At 66.0% G+C, this 21,409-nt stretch carries 17 protein-coding genes; 5 read left to right on the top strand and 12 right to left on the bottom strand.

All coding sequences use genetic code 11. From position 1 onward, the window contains the following. Positions 1 to 148: 148 nt before the first annotated feature. The 3 genes from D9X30_RS25165 to D9X30_RS25155 all read right to left on the bottom strand — a co-directional run bounded on the left by D9X30_RS25165 (position 149) and on the right by D9X30_RS25155 (position 2,980). Positions 149 to 1,144, bottom strand: coding sequence for a sialic acid TRAP transporter substrate-binding protein SiaP (locus tag D9X30_RS25165; RefSeq protein WP_228770905.1), 996 nt, complete (start codon positions 1,142 to 1,144; stop codon positions 149 to 151). A gap of 73 nt (positions 1,145 to 1,217) precedes the next feature. Next, positions 1,218 to 2,243 (bottom strand): L-idonate 5-dehydrogenase, encoded by a 1,026-nt coding sequence (locus D9X30_RS25160; protein ID WP_153947808.1) that lies wholly within the window; start codon positions 2,241 to 2,243, stop codon positions 1,218 to 1,220. Continuing rightward, positions 2,243 to 2,980 (bottom strand): FadR/GntR family transcriptional regulator, encoded by a 738-nt coding sequence (locus tag D9X30_RS25155; protein ID WP_153947807.1) that lies wholly within the window; start codon positions 2,978 to 2,980, stop codon positions 2,243 to 2,245. The genes D9X30_RS25160 and D9X30_RS25155 overlap by 1 nt, the downstream gene beginning before the upstream one ends. Positions 2,981 to 3,368: 388 nt before the next feature. Here D9X30_RS25155 and D9X30_RS25150 point away from each other — a divergent pair, with 388 nt between their 5' ends. Then, positions 3,369 to 3,923, top strand: coding sequence for an RcnB family protein (locus tag D9X30_RS25150; protein WP_228770894.1), 555 nt, complete (start codon positions 3,369 to 3,371; stop codon positions 3,921 to 3,923). 54 nt (positions 3,924 to 3,977) lie between these two features. On the opposite strand, the gene D9X30_RS25145 is transcribed toward D9X30_RS25150, so the two are convergent. The 8 genes from D9X30_RS25145 to D9X30_RS25110 form a co-directional block, all read right to left on the bottom strand. Next, entirely contained in the window at positions 3,978 to 5,492 is a 1,515-nt protein-coding gene (locus tag D9X30_RS25145; RefSeq protein WP_228770893.1) for a Fic family protein, read from the bottom strand. A 230-nt stretch (positions 5,493 to 5,722) separates the two neighbouring features. Continuing rightward, complete coding sequence (gene prmB, locus D9X30_RS25140; protein ID WP_153947806.1) at positions 5,723 to 6,616, bottom strand: 50S ribosomal protein L3 N(5)-glutamine methyltransferase; 894 nt, start codon at positions 6,614 to 6,616, stop codon at positions 5,723 to 5,725. 37 nt (positions 6,617 to 6,653) lie between these two features. Next, positions 6,654 to 7,805, bottom strand: coding sequence for a succinyl-diaminopimelate desuccinylase (gene dapE / locus D9X30_RS25135; protein ID WP_153947805.1), 1,152 nt, complete (start codon positions 7,803 to 7,805; stop codon positions 6,654 to 6,656). 40 nt (positions 7,806 to 7,845) lie between these two features. Then, a complete protein-coding gene (locus tag D9X30_RS25130; RefSeq protein ID WP_153947804.1) occupies positions 7,846 to 8,193 on the bottom strand; it encodes an arsenate reductase in 348 nt (115 codons plus the stop codon). Positions 8,194 to 8,215: 22 nt separating this feature from the next. Then, positions 8,216 to 8,605 carry a hypothetical protein gene (locus D9X30_RS25125; RefSeq protein WP_153947803.1) on the bottom strand — a complete coding sequence of 130 codons (390 nt, stop codon included), beginning with the start codon at positions 8,603 to 8,605 and terminating at the stop codon, positions 8,216 to 8,218. Positions 8,606 to 8,672: 67 nt separating this feature from the next. Next, complete coding sequence (gene dapD, locus D9X30_RS25120) at positions 8,673 to 9,497, bottom strand: 2,3,4,5-tetrahydropyridine-2,6-dicarboxylate N-succinyltransferase (protein WP_101684181.1); 825 nt, start codon at positions 9,495 to 9,497, stop codon at positions 8,673 to 8,675. Positions 9,498 to 9,603: 106 nt separating this feature from the next. Continuing rightward, complete coding sequence (gene dapC / locus D9X30_RS25115; RefSeq protein ID WP_249641084.1) at positions 9,604 to 10,803, bottom strand: succinyldiaminopimelate transaminase; 1,200 nt, start codon at positions 10,801 to 10,803, stop codon at positions 9,604 to 9,606. Between the two features lie 99 nt (positions 10,804 to 10,902). Continuing rightward, entirely contained in the window at positions 10,903 to 11,742 is an 840-nt protein-coding gene (locus tag D9X30_RS25110) for a ferritin family protein (protein ID WP_153947801.1), read from the bottom strand. 458 nt (positions 11,743 to 12,200) lie between these two features. Between D9X30_RS25110 and smc the strand changes: the two genes are divergently transcribed. From smc to def, 4 genes are read left to right on the top strand one after another with little or no spacing between them, the layout of a single operon-like run. After that, on the top strand, positions 12,201 to 15,716 hold the full coding sequence (smc, locus tag D9X30_RS25105) for a chromosome segregation protein SMC (protein ID WP_249641083.1): 3,516 nt from the start codon (positions 12,201 to 12,203) through the stop codon (positions 15,714 to 15,716). Position 15,717: 1 nt separating this feature from the next. Then, positions 15,718 to 17,097: a cell division protein ZipA C-terminal FtsZ-binding domain-containing protein gene (locus D9X30_RS25100; protein ID WP_153947800.1), complete on the top strand. Its 1,380-nt coding sequence runs from the start codon at positions 15,718 to 15,720 to the stop codon at positions 17,095 to 17,097. Between the two features lie 13 nt (positions 17,098 to 17,110). Next, positions 17,111 to 19,267: an NAD-dependent DNA ligase LigA gene (gene ligA, locus D9X30_RS25095; protein WP_153947799.1), complete on the top strand. Its 2,157-nt coding sequence runs from the start codon at positions 17,111 to 17,113 to the stop codon at positions 19,265 to 19,267. Continuing rightward, positions 19,264 to 19,797: a peptide deformylase gene (gene def / locus D9X30_RS25090; protein ID WP_153947798.1), complete on the top strand. Its 534-nt coding sequence runs from the start codon at positions 19,264 to 19,266 to the stop codon at positions 19,795 to 19,797. Before ligA ends, def begins: the two co-directional genes overlap by 4 nt. 37 nt (positions 19,798 to 19,834) lie before the next feature. On the opposite strand, the gene D9X30_RS25085 is transcribed toward def, so the two are convergent. Then, on the bottom strand, positions 19,835 to 21,295 hold the full coding sequence (locus D9X30_RS25085; protein WP_153947797.1) for an MFS transporter: 1,461 nt from the start codon (positions 21,293 to 21,295) through the stop codon (positions 19,835 to 19,837). Positions 21,296 to 21,409 lie beyond the last annotated feature (114 nt).

The following is a 21,409-nucleotide window of genomic DNA, read 5'->3' as shown; positions in this document are numbered from 1 at the left end:
CTCTCCCGCTGGCGGGAGAGGGGCGGGGGAGAGGGCGTTGAGGATCTGCTTGCCGGCAAATCGGGGATTTGAACCGCCGGGCCCTCTCCCCCAGCCCCTCTCCCACGTTGTGGGAGAGGGGAGGCAACCGGCAGGCAAGCAAAGTTCGTTACTTCACCGCCTGGATCTTTTCCCAGTCCGCCTTGCGATAGCCCTGCGACTCGACGCTGACGTTCTTGAGCACGGCGTCGCGATACTCGGGGATGCTGACCTCGGTCACCGTGATGCCCTTTTGCTTGAACACCGCCACGAGTTCCTTCTCGCGCGCCACCACGTCTGCCGTGGCCTTGGCAGCGGCTTCCTGGGCCACGTCGAGGAACATCTTGCGCTCCGGCTCGGACAGCTTCTTCCAGAGCGCGCCCGAGACAATCGTGTTCAGGTGATCGACGATATGGCCGGTCAGCACGATGTACTTCTGCACTTCGTAGAACTTCTTCGCCTCGATGGTGGTCAGCGGATTCTCCTGGGCTTCCACGGTGCCGTTCTGCAGCGCCAGGTAGACCTCGGCAAACGCGATCGGCGATGTGTTCACGCCGCAAGCCCGGGGCATGGCCAGGTAGGCCGGCACGTCAGGCACGCGCATCTTCAGGCCCTTCATCTCGGCGCAGTGCGAGAACGGCTTGTTCGACGTGGACTGGCGCGTGCCGTAGTACGTGGTGGCCACGATATGGTTGCCGGTCTTCTGCTCGTAGCCCGCCGTCAGTTCCTTGTAGATGTCGCTCTTCGTGTAGGCCAGCAGGTGGTCGGGGCCCCGGAAGGTGTACGGGTAGTACGTTACGCCGATGCGCGGGAACGACTTGGCCGCGAAGCTGGAGCCCGAGATGATGATGTCCACCGTGCCCATCGCCAGGCCCTGGTTGATATCGTTCTCCTTGCCCAGTTGCGACGCCGGGAACACGTCGATCTGATACTTGCCGTTGCTGCGCTTCCTGATCTCGTCGGCGGCCCAGACCGACCATTTGTGGAACGGCTCCGAGGTTTCATAGACGTGCGCCCATTTGAGCTTGATCGGGGCAGCCTGCTGGGCCAGCGCGGGGGTGGTCAGGGTGGCGGCGAACAGCAGGGCCGCACCGAGCATGGACGAAAACTGCCGGCGACGTAGCATCATGGGTCTCCTTTTTCGGTGAAAGATCCGCCGGTCTTATAGAGGTGACCAGTCGGCATGCGAGGGCAAAACCTTACCCGGTCAACTGCACCTTGGTACTGCGGGATTTGTCGGCGGCCAGCTGGAAGGCCTCGACCGCCTGTGCCAGCGGCAACTGCGCGGACAGCAGCGGCCGCACGTCGAGCCGCCGGCTGGTCAGGTACTGCACCGCCCAGTCGAATTCGCGGCCAAAGCGGAACGCGCCCACGTAATCGAGTTCGCGCGCCATGATGCTGTTGGCGGGAAAGTGCAGCCCTTCGGCCGGCAGAGTGCCTACCTGTACGATGCGGCCGCCACGGCGCGTGGCCGTCAGGCACGTGCCCAGCGCGGCGACGCTGCCGGCGGCCTCCAGGCTCACATCGGCAATGTCCTGCAGTTCGCTGGCGGACACCTGCGTCGTCAGGATGGTGCGGTCGGCGCCCACCGCCGCCGCCACGTCGAGCGGCCGCTGGGCGATATCGCACACGATGATCTGCGCCGCGCCGGCCAGTCGCGCGGCCATCACGGTCAGGCTGCCGATGGTGCCCCCGCCGGTCACCAGCACGGTCTTGCCGAGCAGTTCGCCAGCCCGGTTCACGCCGTGCAGCGCCACCGACAGCGGTTCGGCAAAGGCCAGTTCGCCCAGCGAGATATCGGCGTGCACCGGCGTCAACTGCCGCTCATGCATCGGGAAGTGCTGGCGGAACATGCCCTGCACATGCGGAAACACGCTGGCGCTGCCCAGGAAGCGCATGTTGCGGCACAGGTTGTCGCGGCCGGCGCGGCAGTAGTCGCACTGGCCGCACGCGTGCGACGGATTGATCGCCACCTTCATGCCCGGCGCCACACGCGTGACGGCGCTGCCCACCGCTTCGACGATGCCGGACGCCTCGTGCCCCGGCGTCAGCGGTTCCTGGATGACGAACGCGCCGACCTTGCCGTGGAAGTAGTAGTGCAGGTCCGACCCGCAGATGCCGGCCGCGCCCAGGCGCACCAGCACATCGTGCGCGCCGGGGGCGGCCGGTTCCACTTCGGTAAAGCGCAGGTCTTCGCTGGCGTGGATATGGCAGGTCAGGGACATCACGACTCCTCGCTGTGGACTTTCACGTCTTTGCCATGACCCGGCCATGCCGCATAGAAGCGGTGATGCGACAGTTCCAGGTGGTCGCACATCGCGGCCCGCGCCGCATCGGGCGACCCGGAATCGATGGCGTTCACCACGGCACGGTGTTCGGCAATGGCGGCGGCCCAGCTTTCGGCATTCTCGAAATGGTTGCCAAACTGCGCGAACAGCGGGTTATGGCGCTCGTCGAAGAGCTCGGCCACCAGGCGCAGCAGCACGGCGTTTTCCGATACCTCGGCAATGCGTAGATGAAACATGCGGTCGCCGCGCACGGGGATATTGCCGCCGCCGGCTTCCTCTTCCATCAGCGCAATCGATTCGGCCAGCGCCTCCAGCAGCGCCGGCGTGCGGTGGCGCGCGGCGCCGGCGGCCATTTCGCCTTCGATCACCTGGCGGGCGCGGATTACGTCCAGCGGCGTCGCGGCCACGATGCCGCCACCGTGCGCGGCCGGTGGCGTGGCATCGGCGGCGCAGGCATAGATGCCCGATCCCATGCGGACCTCGACCAGACCTTCCACCTCCAGCGCAATCAGGGCCTCACGTACCGACGGACGCGACACGCCCAGTTGCACCGCCAGGTCACGCTCGGGCGGCAGCCGCGCGCCAACGGGGAACTCGCCGCTTTCGATCAACCGGCGCAGCTGGTCGGCAATCTGGCGGTACAGGCGACGCGGTTCGATCTGCTGAAGCGGCATGGGGTATCCCGGGCAGGCAGCGGACAAATGGTCAAGCGGTCTGACCAATTTCTAGGAGACTTTGCGCGCCGCTTCAAGAAAATGTTATGGCGCGCCGCAGCAGGCATCGCGCCCGGGAAGCCGGAACCGCAAGGAAGGCGGCGCGGGAAGATATGACACGGCTGCATGCCAAAACTACCGGCGATCACCGATCCTCTGCGCCATTTTTTCAGTTTGGGCGTCCGTGGCGCACGCGCTCCAAGTCCCTGAAAGCATTGGAGAAAGCCGGCCCGGGAGACGTCAGGTCGACATCGGGCCATCATGCGGGCCCTGCATTTGCTACTAAGCTTTCTTGGGACTGCCCTGGTTCTGGGACAGTCTGCCGTGTTCCGTCTGTGAGGAGATCACGATGCAAACAAAGACGTTAATACCCGCTGTACTGGTCGCCGCCGGCCTGCTGTCCGTGCCGCTCGCCCAGGCCCAGCAACAACAACCGATGCCCGGCCAGACCCAGCCGTCGGGTCCCACCCCCATGCCATCCCCCGGCCAGGCCGGCGCGATGCCACCCAATGCGACTCCGATGCCGCCGGCCACCAGCGGCAAGCAGCCACAGGGCATGTCGAACAGGGGACAGAGCTCTGGTTCCCAAGGCAGCATGTCTCAGGGCGGCATGTCCTCGGGCGGCTCCCAAGGCGGCATGTCTCAGGGGGGCTCCCAAGGCAGCATGTCCTCCGGCCAGTCTGGCTCGGCGCCGATGGGCGCACAGTCGCCTTACTCGCCCAAGAAATGGAACAAGGGCGAAAAGCTGCCAGCAGAATTCCGCGACCGGCAGTACGTGATCGACAAGTACAAGGACTACAACCTGCCCGCGCCCAAGAAGGGGTATCACTGGGTAGGCGTCGGCGCCGACTACTATCAGGTGTCGTCGAACGGCACGATCTATTCGGTCGGGCCGGGAAGCTGATCCGGCTAGGAGTTTTCCTAAGAAAAACGCCGCGGGGTCGCGGCGTTTTTTTGTTTAGCGGTGCGTATCGGCGTTGTCGGCCTCCGCAAAAAACACGGCCTGGACGGCATGTTCGATGGCGTCGAACGTTTCGGGCCGGACCCGTGTGCCAAGCTGCTTGCGCCAGCGATTCGATATCCGGCCTTTTTCACGGAAGCAGCTCGATATCAGCGTGGCCAGATCGTGATTGCGAATGTCGAACTCGGCTTCCACGCGGCTGACTACTTCGTCATAGCCCAGCAGGAATTGCGTTTCCGCCTGCAGGTCATGTTCTAGCGCCTCCTTGACCATGCGCACGCTGAATTCGACGCACTGCGTCGCGTCCCAGTAGCGGTACGGCGTGGCGCCTGCCGAGGTCTGGCAATCGAACTCATGATCGCCGACGGCCCAGACGCGCCACAGCGCACGTACCGGTTTCGAAAAACTCTCCAGCGCCGCCAGATAATCGGCTTCGTTCCGCTTGATGGCCACCGAGACTGGCAGCAGGAAGCCTTTCGCCATCTTGCCCGAACGGCAAAGTGCGTGATGAATAAGAAACCGCGACAGTCGCCCATTGCCGTCCATGAATGGATGGATGAACACGAACCAGAACGAGACGACGCTGGCGACGATCAGCGGGTCGAGATTGCGCGGAGGCGCGTTGGCAAACGACTCAAGGCCCTGCATCAGCCCCGGCACGTCGTCGGGGTGCGGCGGGACATAGGTGACCGATGCGGCGCCATGGCCGCCGCGCCGCAGCCAGTTTTGCTCGTTGCGGTACTGCACGGCCTGGTCGTACGGATTGGCGATGATGTCGTTCTGCAGCTCGGTCAGGTATTCCTCATCGAGCGGCCGCCGTTCGTGAGCGTGCTGCAGCAGCCGGACGAAGCGTTCGGACTTGTCGAGCGTCGGCCGTTCACGCTCGATTTCGAAGGACTTCTCTGTCTCGCTCAGGTAGGCCCAGTTCAGCGCGCGATCGAGAAGGTCTTTGCCCACCGTGGCGATGAACGTATCCATGCGGGCAAAGACGTCCATGTCCAGCACGGCCTGTATGGCATCGGTGCGTTGGACATTCACGCATTGGTCCAGTGAGCCCAGGCCGTTGAACCGAACGCGCCAGCGTGGAAACAGCTGACCGGGTTCGGCCGTGTAATAGCGTGCGGGATCGAACAGGTCCACATAGGGCACCTTGGTCGATTGCCGTGGCGTCACGATCTCGCCTGTGAAGTGTTCCCAGAGCAGCGCCGCGATGCGGACGTAGCGACTGTTTGGCTGTGCGTCGATTTCGGCCTGGAGATCGGCGTGTTCGATCGTTGGAAGGGCGCCAGCCAGGATAGCCAGGTTGACGCCCTCATGCTTGAGCGCAAACAGCACATGCGCCAGTGGCGACGCGCCTTCAGGCGGCGCAACTTTACGCGGAAACAGCACGGCATCGGCGGTTGCCAATATGCGCGTCGTGGCGCCCGCGCGGGCTTCGCGGGCGACGGGAACAGCGGGAAGGTCCAGCTGTTCACGCAGCCGGGCATATCCAACCAATCGCATACTGTGCATGGCGACCCCTTAAAGTGATGTTAGGGGCGCAACTTTTTATTAGGCAGACGAAGAATTTTTATATTTTTCGGCCTACTCGTCTACTTTTTATTAGGCAGTGCTGTTTACGGCACTCAAAATGCGTGGTGCACCGCCATACGCCACACCGAATTTGCGCTGGCCGAACTTTTTATATATTTCGACCCCAAACCACACACCAAATCTTGGTGGTTTGCGGCCCTGACTTGCACTCAATCCGGCAACGCGTCGTACGTCACCAGAAACACCTGGTCATCGCCCGCGCTGACCGACAGCCAGACGATATCGAGGTCGGGGAAGGCCGCTTCCACGTTGTCGTGTTCGTTGCCGATTTCCACCACCAGCACGCCGCCGGGGTTCAGACGCTTTTTGGCGCCAGCGATGATACGGCGCACCACGTCCATGCCGTCGTCGCCGCCGGCCAGTGCCAGGCGCGGTTCGGCCAGGTACTCGGCCGGCAGTTCGCGCATCGACTGTTCGTTGACATAGGGCGGATTGGTCAGGATCACTTCGTACGTGGCGCCCGAAGGCAGCGGCGCGTACAGGTCTCCCTCGAACAGCGCGATGCGGTGTTCCATCTTGTAGTCCGCCACGTTGCGGCGGGCCACGGCCAGCGCGTCGGACGAAATGTCCACGGCGTCGATGCGCGCATTGGGCCAGACATGCGCGGCGATAATCGGCAGGCAGCCCGACCCGGTGCACAGTTCCAGCACCGGGCCGATCTCCCCGATGTCGCCCAGCCATGGCTCCAGGCCGTCCTGTAGCAATTCGCCGATAAAGCTGCGCGGCACGATCACGCGCGAATCCACGTAGAAGCGCAGGCCGTGCATGAACGCCTCATGCGTGATGTACGCGGCCGGCACGCGTTCCGTGACGCGGCGGTCGATCACCTTGAGCACGGCGTCGACTTCCTCGGGCAGCAGGCGCGCGTCGAGGAACGGATCGAGCGTGTCCAGCGGCAGGTTCAGCGTGTGCAGCACCAGGTAGGCCGCTTCGTCATAGGCGTTGGCGCTGCCGTGGCCGAACGACAGTCGGGCGGCCGTAAATCGGGAAACGGCCAGGCGCAGCAGGTCGCGGACGGTCTTCAGGGGGGAGGGGGTAGCCATGGCGGTGGGTCGTTCCAATGGTAAGTCGATCAGCCGATCAGGCGATCAGGCGTTCCAGCACGCCACGGTAGACGTTCTTGAGCGGCTCGATGAAGCGCACTTCCACGTGTTCGTCGATCTTGTGGATGCTGGCGTTCGGCGGGCCGAATTCAATGACCTGCGGGCAGATCTTGGCGATGAAGCGGCCGTCGGACGTGCCGCCCGTGGTCGACAGCTCGGTCGTCACCCCGCACTCGGCGGCAATGGCGGCCGCCAGCGCGTCGGAAAGATCGCCGCGCGGCGTCAGGAACGGCTCGCCGCCCAGTGTCCAGTCCAGCGTGTATTCCAGGCCGTGCTGGTCCAGGATCGCATGCACACGCTGCTTCAGGCCCTCCGGCGTGCTGGCCGTCGAGAAGCGGAAATTGAAGTCGATGGTCACGTGGCCCGGAATCACGTTGGTGGCGCCGGTGCCCGCGTGGATATTCGACATCTGCCACGTGGTGGGCGGGAAATACTCGTTGCCCTGGTCCCACGTCTCGGCCACCAGCGCGGTCAGCGCCGGCGCGGCCAGGTGGATCGGGTTGCGCGCCAGGTGCGGGTAGGCGATGTGGCCCTGCACGCCCTTGACCGTGAGTTTGCCCGACAGCGACCCGCGGCGGCCGTTCTTCACCATGTCGCCCAGCGTATCGACCGAGGTCGGCTCGCCCACCACGCAGTAGTCCAGACGTTCGCCGCGTGCCTTCAGGGCTTCCACCACCTTCACGGTGCCGTCGTGCGCGGGGCCTTCCTCGTCGCTGGTGATCAGGAACGCGATGGAACCGGCGTGGTCGGGGTGGCGGGCGACGAATTCCTCGCAGGCCACCACGAAGCCGGCAATCGACGTCTTCATGTCGGCCGCGCCACGGCCGTAGAGCTTGCCGTCGCGCTGGGTCGGTTCGAACGGGTCGGACGACCACTGGTCGAGCGGGCCGGTCGGCACCACGTCGGTGTGGCCGGCAAAGGCCAGCAGCTTGCCCGCCGTGCCCTGCGTGCCGCGCCTGACTGCCCACAGGTTGGTCACGCGGAAGCTGTCAGGGCCGCTGACGATGTTCTCGCAGGTAAAGCCAAGCGCGGTCAGGCGCGCTTCCAGCACGGACTGGCAGCCTTCGTCGGCAGGGGTGACCGAGCGGCGGCGCATCAGGTCTTCGGTCAGGGCAAGGGTCGGGTTCATGGTACGGGCAGGTGCGACGAATGGTGCGAAATGCGGGTCTTCAGAACAGCGAGGCGTACGTGTCGGCGGAAAACCCCACGCTGACCTTGCCATCGCGATCCAGTACCGGGCGCTTGATCAGCGACGGGCTGGTCTGCATCAGGGCCACGGCGCCGGCTTCGTTGTCCGCCCGGGCCTTGTCGGCGTCGGACAGCGCGCGGTACGTCGTGCCTTTCTTGTTCAGCAGCGTGGCCAGCGGCACGTGCTTGAGCCAGGCGCGCAACATCTTCTCGTCAACGCCTTGCTTCTTGAAATCGTGGAACGTGTAATCGACACCGTTCGATTCCAGCCAGGTGCGGGCCTTCTTGACGGTGTCGCAGTTGGGAATGCCGTAGAGCAGGACGGTCATGGTGCACGGAATCGGGGTGAAATTAACGGAACAGCAGGTTGATCGCGATGATCAGCCCACCCAGGCCAAATGCCACGCCAGCCATGGCCACGGCTGTCATCAGGCGCAGCCGGCGGTCCAGCCGCGCGGCCTCGCGGCGCAGCGCCTCGATCGTGATCGCGTGCTGTTCGGCCAGCAGCTTGACCGCCTCGGCCTGCTGCACGGCGGCCGCTTCCAGTTCCGCGATGCGCGCGGCCGGGTCGCGCGGTGGCTCGGCGTCGGGCTGCGTGCTTTCGCTGCCGTCCTTGCGCTTGCCCTTCTTGAGCTTCTCGATGGTCTTGTTGGCCTGTTCGAGGATGGTGGGCAGCAGGGATAGCACGGTACTGACAGTGGCGGGGTCGAGGGCCATGAATCGCTTGGCAGAGGATGGCATCGGCGGGGCTGTGATCTGCCGCCGGGACGGGCCCGGCGGCAGGGTGCGGCGCGAAAGGTCCGTGGGATCAGTCGCGCAGCAGGTCGTTCAGGCTGGTCTTGGCGCGGGTTTGCGCGTCCACCTTCTTCACGATCACGGCGCAGTACAGGCTGTACTTGCCATCCTTGGACGGCAGGTTGCCCGCCACCACCACCGAACCGGCCGGCACGCGGCCATAGTGGATCTCGCCCGTTTCGCGGTCGTAGATCTTGGTCGACTGGCCCAGGTACACGCCCATCGAGATCACCGAATTTTCTTCAACGATCACGCCTTCCACCACTTCCGAACGGGCGCCGATGAAGCAGTTGTCCTCGATGATGACCGGATTGGCCTGCAGCGGCTCCAGCACGCCGCCAATGCCCACGCCACCCGACAGGTGAACGTTCTTGCCGATCTGGGCGCACGAACCGACGGTGGCCCAGGTGTCGACCATCGTGCCTTCGTCCACGTAGGCGCCGATGTTCACGTACGACGGCATCAGCACGGCATTCCTGGCGATGAACGAGCCACGGCGGGCCACGGCCGGGGGCACCACGCGGAAGCCGGCCTTGGCGAAGTCGTCCTGGCTCCAGTTGGCGAACTTGGTCGGCACCTTGTCGTAGAACTGGGCAAAGCCGCCGGCGCTCATCGGCGCGTTGTCTTCCAGACGGAACGACAGCAGCACGGCCTTCTTGACCCACTGGTTGACGATCCAGTCCTGGCCTTGCTTCTCGGCCACGCGCAGCGTGCCGGCGTCCAGTTGCGAGATCACGTTGGCCACGGCTTCGCGGATATCGTTCGGCGCGGACTTCGGCGACAGGCTGGTGCGGTCTTCCCAGGCCTGGTCGATCAGGGCTTGCAGAGCTTGCGTCATGATGGTGTTCTCAGTGGTGATTTGTGTAAGAGGCGGCGCCGGTGGCAGGTGCCCCGGCGCCAGGGCATTCGATCGGTGAAACAGGCGAAGCGGGGCGCCGGGTCTGTCAGCCCAGCGACTTGCAGAATTCGACAATCCGGCGCGCACCTTCCAGGCACTCGTCGGGCGTGGCCACCAGCGCCATGCGCACGCGGTTCTTGCCGGGGTTGGCACCGTGCGCATCGCGCGCCAGGTAGCTGCCCGGCAGCACGGCCACGTTCTGCTCGGCCAGCAGGCGAACGGCGAACTCGGTGTCGCTCAGGCCCGTGCGCGACACATCGGCCCACAGGTAGAACGCCGCGTCGGGCAGCGCCACGTCCAGCACCTGGGCCAGTAGCGGCGTGACTTCGGCAAACTTGCGCACATAGGCGGCGCGGTTGTCGCGCACGTGTGCCTCGTCGCCCCACGCGGCCACACTGGCGGCCTGCACGGCCGGGTTCAGCGCGGCACCGTGGTAGGTCCGGTACAGCAGGAATTTCTTCAGGATGGCCGCGTCGCCGGCCACGAAGCCCGAGCGCAGGCCCGGCACGTTCGATCGCTTGGACAGGCTCGAGAACATCACCAGGCGCTCGAAGCCCCGACCCAGCTTGTGGGCGGCCTCCAGCGCGCCCAGCGGCGGCGTGGCTTCGTCGAAATAGATCTCGGAATAGCACTCGTCCGAAGCAATCACGAACCCGTAGCGGTCCGACAGTTCGAACAGCTGCTTCCAGTCGTCCAGCGACAGCACGGCGCCCGTGGGGTTGCCCGGGGAGCACACGTAAAGCAGCTGCACCTTCGGCCAGATATCGGCATCGATCTGGTCGAACGCCGGGGCGAAATTGCGCGCCGGATCGCTGTTGGCGAAAGCCGGGCGGGCACCGGCCAGCAGGGCCGCGCCTTCATAGATCTGATAGAACGGGTTCGGGCACAGCACCAGCGGATCGGGCCGGCTGGCATCGATCACGGTCTGCGCGAAGGCAAACAGCGCCTCGCGCGATCCGCTGACCGGCAGCACCTGGGTGGCGGCATCGACGTTCGGCAGGTGGTAGCGGCGCTCCAGCCAGCCGGCGATGGTCTGGCGCAGCGCGTCGGTGCCGGCCGTGGCCGGGTACGTGGCCAGCCCGGACAGCGATGCGGTCATCGCGTCCTTGATGAACTGCGGCGTCGGATGCTTGGGCTCGCCAATGCCGAAACTGATGGCCGGCTTGTCGGCCGGTTTCACATCGGCCACCAGCGCGCGCAGTTTCTCGAAAGGGTAGGTCTGGAGCAGGTCGAGGCGCGGATTCACGGTGGCAGGGCGGCGGGGCGGTTGAAACGCAGAAGTATATCGCGCCGGGCACATGACCGGAAAGCGCGGGCGGGCGCAGGTACCCCGTACAGGCGCCCGTCAATACAGCATCACCCGCGACACCATTGCGACGATGGGCCGACGCACCAGGTCTTCCAGGCGCGCATGCAGGTGCAGGGGGCGCAACAGCATCTTGACCGTCATCTCGATCGGCAGGTGGCGCCGGATGACGGCGCTGCAACGCGAATTCAGGGCACGCACCTCGCGATCCGGCACGTCTTCGCGGTTCTGCTCGATGCGCAGCACGTTCCGGAGGGCGATTTCGGCGTCCTCGTTCTTGATTTCCAGCAGCCGGCGCGCCAGGGCGGCCAGCACCTTGGCCCGGCCAAGCCGCTCGTCGCTGCTCAAGTCATTGAAATAACGGAAGAAATGCTTGTAGTGGCGCACTTCGTCATTGGCGATGCGGCGCGTCAGGTTGCGCAGCACGGGCTCGTCGCTGGCCTGTTCCAGTGCCCGGTAATAGGTGGCGGTGCCGGTTTCCACCACGCAGCGCGCGGCCATTTCCAATGCCGGCGTACGCTCGAAATTGTCGACGGAACAGGTCTTGCTGTACTCGTCAAAGAACCGGCGGTACCCGCGTTCCCAGTCGAATTCGGGCCAGACATGCTCGACATAGCGGCGCAGCGCCAGGCCGTGCTGCAGTTCCTCGGATTCCCAGTGCTGCGACAGCCACTCGGCCGCGTCGGGCACGTCGGCGTAGTACTGCGCCAGATTGCCGGCGTAGGTGTCCGACCCACTCTCGATGAACGAGGCGCCGGTCAGCAGATAGAAGAGCGTGCGATCGTCTCGGACTTTTGCGACGTCGATGGCGTTGTAGTCGATCTCGGCGATGGACCACGGCAGGTCACCCGGCGTCTCGGCCGGTGGGGTTCGGGTCATGGTCAGTCCTCCAAAACTGCTGCGATGCAGGCAATCAAGCTTCAGACTGGCCGCGCGCGCCAGGACAGCGGCAGGCGTGGCGGAGCGACGGGCCCGGCGCATGGGGAGTGGGACCCCGGGATCACGCCGGCATCTCCAGAGACTAGCACTAACCCTAAGAAGTTTCCGGCGGCTTTGCCAGCGTGACGTTTTCATGAAACAACGCCAGGGGCTAGAAAGTGCATGCAGCATCGCCCGCAAGTATCGGAAGTACAACGGTTTTTCAAGTCGGGCAACGACCGCTTCGCGGGGGCGGCAACGGTGGCGAAAACGGCCGGTCAATGGATTGGCGATGGTATGATGAGCGCCAATCTATCGGGTACCGGGGGCAGTTTGCGGCGCAGGCGTCACGTCTTGCCGTGTGCTCCGGCGTGGGCCCGGCGTTTCCAATTTCGTATCGCCCAAACCACACGACAACCGTGCGACTGTCCTCGATCAAACTGGCGGGCTTCAAGTCCTTCGTCGACCCCACCAATTTTCAAGTGCCTGGCCAACTGGTCGGCATCGTAGGTCCTAACGGCTGCGGTAAATCCAACATTATCGACGCGGTGCGCTGGGTGCTCGGCGAATCACGCGCGTCGGAACTGCGTGGCGAATCCATGCAGGACGTGATCTTCAACGGCTCCACCGCGCGCAAGCAGGCGGGCCGGGCCAGCGTGGAGCTGGTGTTCGACAACGCCGAAGGGCGTGCCGCCGGGCAGTGGAGCCAGTACGCCGAAGTGGCTGTCAAGCGTGTGCTGACCCGCGACGGCACGTCTTCGTACTACATCAACAACCAGCCGGTACGCCGCAAGGACATCCAGGACATCTTCCTGGGCACCGGCCTGGGGCCGCGCGCCTACGCCATCATCGGGCAGGGCATGATCTCGCGCATCATCGAGGCCAAGCCCGATGACATGCGGATCTTCCTGGAAGAAGCCGCAGGCGTGTCCAAGTACAAGGAGCGCCGCCGCGAGACCGAAAACCGGCTGGGCGACACGCGCGAGAACCTGACCCGCGTGGAAGACATCCTGCGCGAACTGGGCTACAACCTCGACAAGCTGGAAGGCCAGGCCGAGGTGGCGCAACGCTTCCGGCAACTGCAGTCCGAAGGCGAGGAAAAGCAGCACCTGCTGTGGCTGCTGCGCAAGCGCGAAGCCCAGGCAGAGCAGGAACGCCATGCCCGCGCCATCGAGCAGGCGCAGATCGACCTGGAAGCCCAGACCGCGCAATTGCGCCATGTCGAGGCCGAACTCGAAACCATGCGCGCGGCGCACTATGCCGCATCCGATGGCATGCACGCCGCGCAGGGCGCCCTGTACGAGGCCAACGCGGAAGTCAGCAAGCTCGAAGCCGAGATCCGCTATGTGGTGGAGTCGCGCAACCGGCTGCAGGCGCAGATCGCCGCGCTGACCGCCCAGCGCGAGCAGTGGCAGGGCAAGGCCGACCAGGCCAATGACGACATTGCGCAGGCCGAGGAAGACCTGGCGCTGGCCGAGGCGCGCACGATCGAGGCCCAGGACGCCGTTGCCCAGAAGAGCGAAGAGCTGCCCACCCTGGAAGCCCAGTGGCGCGACGCCCAGCAGAAGCTCAACGACCAGCGCAGCGCCATCATGCAGGCCGAGCAGGCACTGAAGCTCGAAGCCGCGCACCAGCGCAACGCCAACCAGATGCTGCAGCAGCTGGAGCAGCGCAAGGAACGCCTGAAGGCCGAGGAGCAAGGGCTCGACCGTCCCGACGAAGTGCGGCTTGAAGCGCTGCGCATGGACCTGGCCGAGCAGGAAGCCACGCTCGAGGAAGCCCAGGCGTCGCTGATGGATGCCGAGGAGGCGGTGCCGCGCCTGGACGCCGAGCGCCGCGCGGCGCAGGAGCGCGTGCAGCGCGAGACGGCCGCGATTGCATCGCTGGACGCCCGCCTGGCGGCGCTGCGCCAGCTACAGGAAAGCGTACAGACCGATGGCAAGGTGCAGCCCTGGCTGGAGCGCCATGGCCTGGCCGAACTGCCACGCCTGTGGAAGAAGGTCCATATCGAGCCGGGCTGGGAAAACGCGCTCGAATCGGTGCTGCGCGAAAAGCTTGCGGCACTGGAAGTGTCGAACCTGGACTGGGTCAAGGGTTTCCTGTCCGACGCCCCGCCGTCCAAGCTCGCGTTCTACACGCCGCCGCCCGCCGCGCGCCCGGTGGAAGCCCCGGCCGGGCTGCGTCCGCTGATGTCGCTGGTGCAGATCACCGAGCCCGGCATCCGTGCGGTGATGCAGGACTGGCTGGCCGACATCTACACGGCCACCGACATGTCGCAGGCCCTGGCGGCACGCGGCACGCTGCCCGAAGGCGCCCAGTTCGTGGTGGCCGAAGGCCATCTGGTGGGCCGCAACGCGATCCAGATCTACGCGGCCGATTCCGAGCAGGCCGGCATGCTGGCCCGCGAGCAGGAGATCGAGAACCTGCAGAAGCAGTCGCGCGCGCAGATGCTGCTGTCCGACGAGGCCAGGTCCAATGCCGTGCGCGCCGAGACCGCGTACACGCATGCCAGCACGACGCTGATCGAGGCGCGTGCGCGCGCCGAGCAGGCCACGCGCCGCGTGCATGCCTTGCAGATGGACGTGCTGAAGCTGTCGCAGGCCATGGAGCGGTTTTCGGCGCGCAGCAACCAGATCCGCGAGGAACTGGGCGAAATCGACGCGCAGATCGACGAGCAGCGCGCCATCCGTGCCGAATCCGAAGCCAGCTTCGAGCAGCACGATACAAGCCTGGCCGAACTGCAGGCGGCGCACGAAGACCAGCAGATGGCCTTCGATGCCCTGGATACCCAGCTGACCCACGCGCGGCAGCAGTTGCGCGACCTGGAGCGCGGCGCCCAGGAAGCGGTGTTTGCGGAGCGCAATCTGGCCGGCCGGATCGACGAACTGCGCCGCAATATCCAGATGGCCGCCGACCAGCGCGAGCGCGTGGCGGAATCGCTGGAAAACGCCCGCGCCGAGCTCGAAACGATCAACGAACAGACCGCCAATACCGGCCTGCAGGAAGCCCTGGAAGTGCGCGCCGAGAAGGAGCAGAAGCTGTCCGCCGCGCGCATCGAGCTCGATGCCCTGTCGGCACAGCTGCGCCAGTTCGACGAACAGCGGCTGGCGGCCGAACGCAGCCTGCAGCCGCTGCGCGACCGCATCACCGAATGCCAGCTCAAGGAACAGGCGGCCCGCCTGAACCAGGAGCAGTTCACCGAGCAGCTGGCCACGGCCGAGGTCGACGAAGCGGCGCTGGCCGAAAAGCTGACCGGCGACCTCAAGCCGTCGTACCTGCAGGGCGAGGTGACGCGCCTGAACAATGCCATCAACGCATTGGGCCCGGTCAACATGGCGGCGCTGGACGAGCTGGCCGCGGCGCGCGAACGCAAGACGTTCCTCGATGCGCAGTCGGCCGACCTGACCGACGCCATCAACACGCTCGAAGACGCGATCAACAAGATCGACCAGGAAACGCGGGCGCTGCTGCAAGGCACGTTCGACCAGGTCAACCATCACTTCGGCGAGCTGTTCCCGGCGCTGTTTGGGGGTGGCCAGGCCAGGCTGATCATGACCGGCGAGGAAATCCTGGACGCCGGCGTGCAAGTGATGGCGCAGCCGCCGGGCAAGAAGAACTCGACGATTCACCTGCTGTCCGGTGGCGAAAAGGCCCTGACGGCGATTGCGCTGGTGTTCGCGATGTTCCAGCTGAACCCGGCCCCGTTCTGCTTGCTGGACGAGGTGGACGCGCCGCTGGACGACGCCAACACCGAGCGTTACGCCAACATGGTGGCGCGTATGTCCGACAAGACACAGTTCGTATTTATTTCCCACAACAAGATTGCGATGGAGATGGCCCACCAACTGATTGGCGTGACGATGCAGGAGCAGGGTGTCTCGCGGATCGTGGCAGTGGACATGGATGCAGCCGTATCGATGGCGGAGGCCGCTTAAGATGGAACTGCAGAACGCACTGATCATCGCGGGTGTTGTATTGCTGCTGTTGCTGGTGGCCTATAACCGCTGGCAGATCCACAAGGCGCGCCGCGTGCGGCCGCTGATGCCCGAGGACGACCTGCCGCCGATGCGCGAGCCGGTGGTGGGCAAGACCACGCAGCCCGAAACGCAGGCCAAGCTCAAGGAAGCGCCGCCCGAGCACGTGAGCCGGCGCGAGCCGACGCTGGGCGAGGCTGGCAAGGGCCTGAAGCGTGACGCGCCGGCCGACGTTGCCATGGCCACCGCCGCCGCCCATGCCGCCGCCAGTTCGGCCGATGCCGACGACATCGTGGCCGACGAGGTGGCCGTGGCAGCCGCCCCGGCTGCCGGGCATGCCGATGCTGACGCCGACGCGCACGCCGAAGCGCACGCGCAAGCCCAAGCCGGGACCCATGCCGACGCACTGGCGGACGCCGGGCGTGAAGCCGGCAGCCAGGTTGCCGGGGAACCCGTCGCAAAGGCGGCCCCGGCCCCCGCCACCGTATCCGTCCCGGACGGCCAGCCCGCCGCCGCGGTCATCGATCCGCTGATCGACTGCATCGTGCCGATGCACCTGGAACGCAAGGCGTCCGGTGATCGCATCCTGCCGCTGACGGGCCGTCTGCGCCGCGCTGGCACGAAGCAGGTGCATATCGAAGGCCTGCGCGTCGAAGCCAATGCCTGGGAGCCGGTCACCGCCGGTCACCAGTACGAAGACCTGCAGGTGGCCGTGCAGCTGGCCAACCGCAGCGGCCCGCTCAATGCGCTGGAATTCTCCGAGTTCGTCAACGCGGTGGAAGCACTGGCCGAGGCGCTGGATGCATCGGCCGACCTGCCCGATATGACCGAGACCGTGGCCAACGCACGCGAACTGGACGGCTTTGCGGCCGGTGCCGACGTGCAGCTGGGCGTCAACGTGATTTCGGACGGCGCGCCGTGGTCGGCCGCCTATGTGCAGACCGTGGCCACGCAGGACGGCCTGGTGCTGTCGCGCGACGGCACGCGGTTCATCCGCTACGAACCAGGCGCCGATGGCGTGCAGAGGCCGCTGTTCACGCTGCAGTTCGGCGACACGAACTTCCTGCGCGACGACCTGACGCTGAACGCGGGCCGCCAGATCACGCTGCTGCTCGACGTGCCGCAGGCCGCGCAGACGATCAAGCCGTTCAAGACGGTTTGCGAGTACGGCTACAGCCTGGCGCAGCGGATGGGCGCCCAACTGGTGGACGACAATATGCGTCCGCTGACCGAAGCGTCGTTCGTGGCAATCTTCAACCAGCTCGAAAAGCTCTACGAAAAGCTGGAAGCGCGCGGCATGCCGGCCGGTTCGCCGGTGGCCCAGCGCCTGTTCAGCGTATAACGACGGAGCCCCCATGACCGCCAAGCATCCAGGCGCGCGGGCTCCGGGCCCCGCGCCCGCCGCCCCTTTGCCGGCCCATGCGTCCCCCGCCGAGCGGGTGCAGTGGCTGCGCGCCGAACTGGAGCGCCACAGCTACCAGTATTACGTGCTCGATGCGCCGACCATTCCCGATGCGGAATACGACGCGTTGTTCAGCGAACTGCAGGCGCTGGAAACCGAGCATCCCGACCTGCTGACCGATGACTCGCCGACGCAACGCGTGGGCGGGGCGCCGCTGGCTGCGTTCGACACGGTGCGCCACCGCGTGCCGATGCTGTCGCTGAACAACGGCTTCGAGGACGAGGACGTGGTCAGTTTCGACCGCCGCTGCGCACAGGGGCTGGGCAAGGCCGCCGTCGCGGCGCCGGCCGATGACCTGTTCGGTGCCGCCGAAGCGGCCGAAAGCGCCGTTGAATACGCGTGCGAACTGAAGTTCGACGGCCTGGCCATGTCGCTGCGCTACGAGGACGGCAAACTCGTGCAGGCCGCCACGCGCGGCGATGGCGAGACCGGCGAGGATGTGACCGCCAATGTGCGCACCATCAAGGCCATTCCGCTGAAGCTGCGCGGCAAGGCCCCGGCCGTGCTGGAAGTGCGCGGCGAGGTGTTCATGTACCGCGCCGATTTCGACCGCCTCAACGCGCGCCAGGCCGAGGCCGGCGAAAAGACGTTCGTCAATCCGCGCAATGCGGCGGCAGGCAGCCTGCGCCAGCTGGACCCGCGGATCACGGCCAGGCGGCCGCTGTCTTTCTTCGCCTACGGCCTGGGCGAGCTGCAGGGCGCCGACCGTCCGGCCACGCACAGCGTGATGATGGACGGCTTCGCCGCGCTGGGTTTGCCGGTCTGCGACGAACGCCGCGTGGTCAAGGGCGCGCAGGGCCTGCTGTCGTTCTATCGCGATATCGGCGCGCGCCGCGACCAGTTGCCGTACGACATCGACGGCGTGGTCTACAAGGTCAATGCCATCCCCGAGCAGGAACAGCTGGGCTTCGTCTCGCGCGCCCCGCGCTTTGCGCTGGCGCACAAGTTCCCGGCGCAGGAGATGACCACCACGGTCGAGGACATCGAGGTGCAGGTGGGCCGGACCGGCGCCATCACCCCCGTGGCACGGCTGGCGCCAGTGTTCGTCGGCGGTGTGACCGTCACCAACGCCACGCTGCATAACGAGGACGAGATCCGCCGCAAGGATGTGCATATTGGCGATACGGTGATTGTTCGCCGTGCCGGCGACGTGATTCCGGAGGTGGTGGCCGTGGTGCTGGAGCGCCGGCCTGCCGACGCCCGCGCCTTCGTGATGCCCACCGCGTGCCCGGTATGCGGGTCGCATGTGGAAAAGCTCGAGGGCGAGGCCATAGCCCGCTGCACGGGCGGCCTGATCTGCGCGGCGCAGCGCAAGCAGGCGCTGATCCACTTTGCCCAACGGCGCGCGATGGATGTGGATGGCCTGGGCGACAAGATCGTCGAACAGCTGGTGGATATGGGCATCGTCCGCACGCCGGCCGACCTCTACAAGCTTGGCGTGGCCAAGCTGGCCGCGCTGGACCGCATGGCCGACAAGTCGGCCACGAACCTGGTGGCGGCCATCGACAAGTCGCGCGAGACCACGCTGAACCGGTTTATCTTTGCGCTGGGCATCCGCCACGTGGGCGAGGCCACGGCCAAGGACCTGGCCAAGCACTTCGGCAAGCTCGACAACCTGCTGGCCGCCGACGAGGCCGCGCTGCTGGAAGTCAACGATGTGGGGCCGGTGGTGGCGCAATCGATCGCCAATTTCTTCGCCGAGCCGCACAACGTCGAGGTGATCGAGCAGTTGCGTGCCGCAGGCGTACACTGGGTCGAATCGGAACCGACGGCACGGGCGCCGCTGCCGCTGGCCGGCAAGACCATCGTGCTGACCGGCACGCTGCCGACGCTGTCGCGCGAGGACGCCAAGGAAAAACTCGAAGCCGCCGGCGCCAAGGTGGCGGGCTCGGTATCGAAGAAAACCGATTACGTAGTGGCTGGCGCCGAAGCCGGCAGCAAGCTGGAAAAGGCGCAGGCGCTGGGTGTGCCGGTGCTGGACGAGGACGGCATGCTCAAGCTGCTGGCCGACGCCGGGGCCGATGCCCCCGAGAACGGAGAACCGCAATGATCCGCGAGATTCTGAAGATGGGCGATGCGCGGCTGCTGCAGAAGGCGCGGCCGGTGATCGAGTTCAACACGCCGGAACTGCGGCTGCTGGTCGACGACATGTTCGACACGATGGAGCATGCCAACGGCGCCGGCCTGGCCGCGCCGCAGATCGGCGTGGACCTCCAGGTGGTGATCTTCGGCTTCGATCGCAACCCGCGCTATCCCGATGCGCCGACGGTGCCCAAGACCGTGCTGATCAATCCGGTGCTGGAGCCGCTGTCCGACGACATGGAAGACGGCTGGGAGGGTTGCCTGTCGGTGCCGGGCCTGCGCGGCGTGGTGCCGCGCCACACCCGCCTGAAATACTCGGGCTTCGACATGCTAGGCAACCCGATCGAGCGCGTGGCAGATGGCTTCCACGCGCGCGTGGTGCAGCACGAGTGCGATCACCTGATCGGTGTGCTGTATCCGATGCGGGTCAAGGATTTCACGCGCTTCGGCTTCACGGAAGTCCTGTTCCCCGAACTGCCGCCCAACTACGACGACTGAGCAGGCGGCGGGCCTGGCCGGCCCCTGCCCGGGTCCGTCATGCGGCACCAGTGGCCAGCACCGGCTGGCCGTGGCGGGCGTGATAGATCACGGCCGCCGCCACCAGCATCGTCATCAGGACCAGCTCGGCCGCCAGGCTCGCGAGCGTGGCATCGAGGTAGCTGCCGCCGTGGTGAAGGCGCTGGGCGAACACCGTGCCCAGCAGCGCCGAACCGAGACCCAGCGACGCCTGCTGTACCGTGGCCAGCGCCGCGCTGCCTGCGCCGGCGTGATCGGGCGGAATATCGGCCAGCCCGATGCGATAGAAGCAGCCCACCACCAGCGCGTTGCCAATACCGATCAGCATGGTCGGCGCGGCTAGCGTGAGCAGGTCGGGATGCGGCCAGACATGGCGCAGCGTCCAGGCCAGCGCCGCCATGCCGGCCATCTGGATCAGGCAGCCGATCAGCAGCACGCGCGTACGGCCCCAGAGACCGACCACACGCGGACTCAGCAGCGAGGCCACCGAGAACGCCACGCCCAGCGGAATGAACGCGTTGCCGGCCATCGTCGGCGTCATGCCGCCACCGCCCTGCAGGGCCAGCGCCAGCACGAACATGAAGCCGCTCCAGCACGCATAGAACAGGATGGCCACCACAAAGCCGAAGCGCACGCTCGGCAGCCGCAACAGCGACGGCGGCAGCAGCGGATGCACGCCGCGCCGTTCCTGGCGCTTTTCAACCTGCCACAGCCACAGCGTCAGCGGGCCCGCCGCCGCCAGCGTGGCCAGCACGGGCCAGGACCAGTGGAACATTGGCCCCATCGCCACGGGCAGCAGCACGGCCAGGATCACCATCGCCAGCAGCGCCGTGCCGGGGACATCCACACCGGCCGGATTGTCCCGCCGCGTTTCCGGGATCACGCGCGGCGACAGCCAAAGGATGGCCGCGCAAACGGGCAGGTTGATCAGGAACGCATTGCGCCAGCCCAGGCCGCCGATATCGGCATCCACCAGGAAGCCGCCCAGCACCTGCCCGATGATGAAGGCCACACCGCCCACCGACGCGAACAGCGCCAGCGCACGGGAGTGCGCGTGCCCGCGCAGGGCCACGTGGATGGTGGCCAGGATCTGCGGCACCAGCAGCGCGGCGGCTGCGCCCTGCAGCAACCGGGCGCCCAGCAGCACCAGCATCGACCCGGCCACGCCGCACAGCAACGAGGCAATGCCGAACAGCAGCACGCCGGCGTTGAAAACGCGGCGGCGCCCGAAGTTGTCGCCCAGCCGGCCGCCCATGGCCAGGCACACGGCGAATGCCACGCCGTAGACGGCCACCATCAGTTCCAGTTCGGCCGGCGAGGCGCCCAGCGAATGTTCAATGGGGTGCAGCGCCACGTTGACGATGGAAAAGTCGATCTGCGGCAGCAACTGACCGGCCAGCAGCACGTACAGGCCGGTCCGACCCAGTGACGGTGTGGAATCCGGTGCGGAAGTATGGAGGGAAGGTGCGGGGGCTTTCATGGCATGCGGACCTCGACAAGGCGTGAGGCTGCGAGTATGGTCATGCATTCAGACTGGTACAAGAGTCCAGTTAGACTGGTATAAACAGTGTCAGGCTACGCAGGAGTGATCCAT

The sequence above is a fragment of the Cupriavidus sp. U2 genome (assembly GCF_009663685.2).
GTDB lineage: Bacteria > Pseudomonadota > Gammaproteobacteria > Burkholderiales > Burkholderiaceae > Cupriavidus > Cupriavidus necator_C.
Note: the sequence above shows the minus strand (reverse complement) of the source record. Positions and strands in the feature narration are given on the sequence as shown.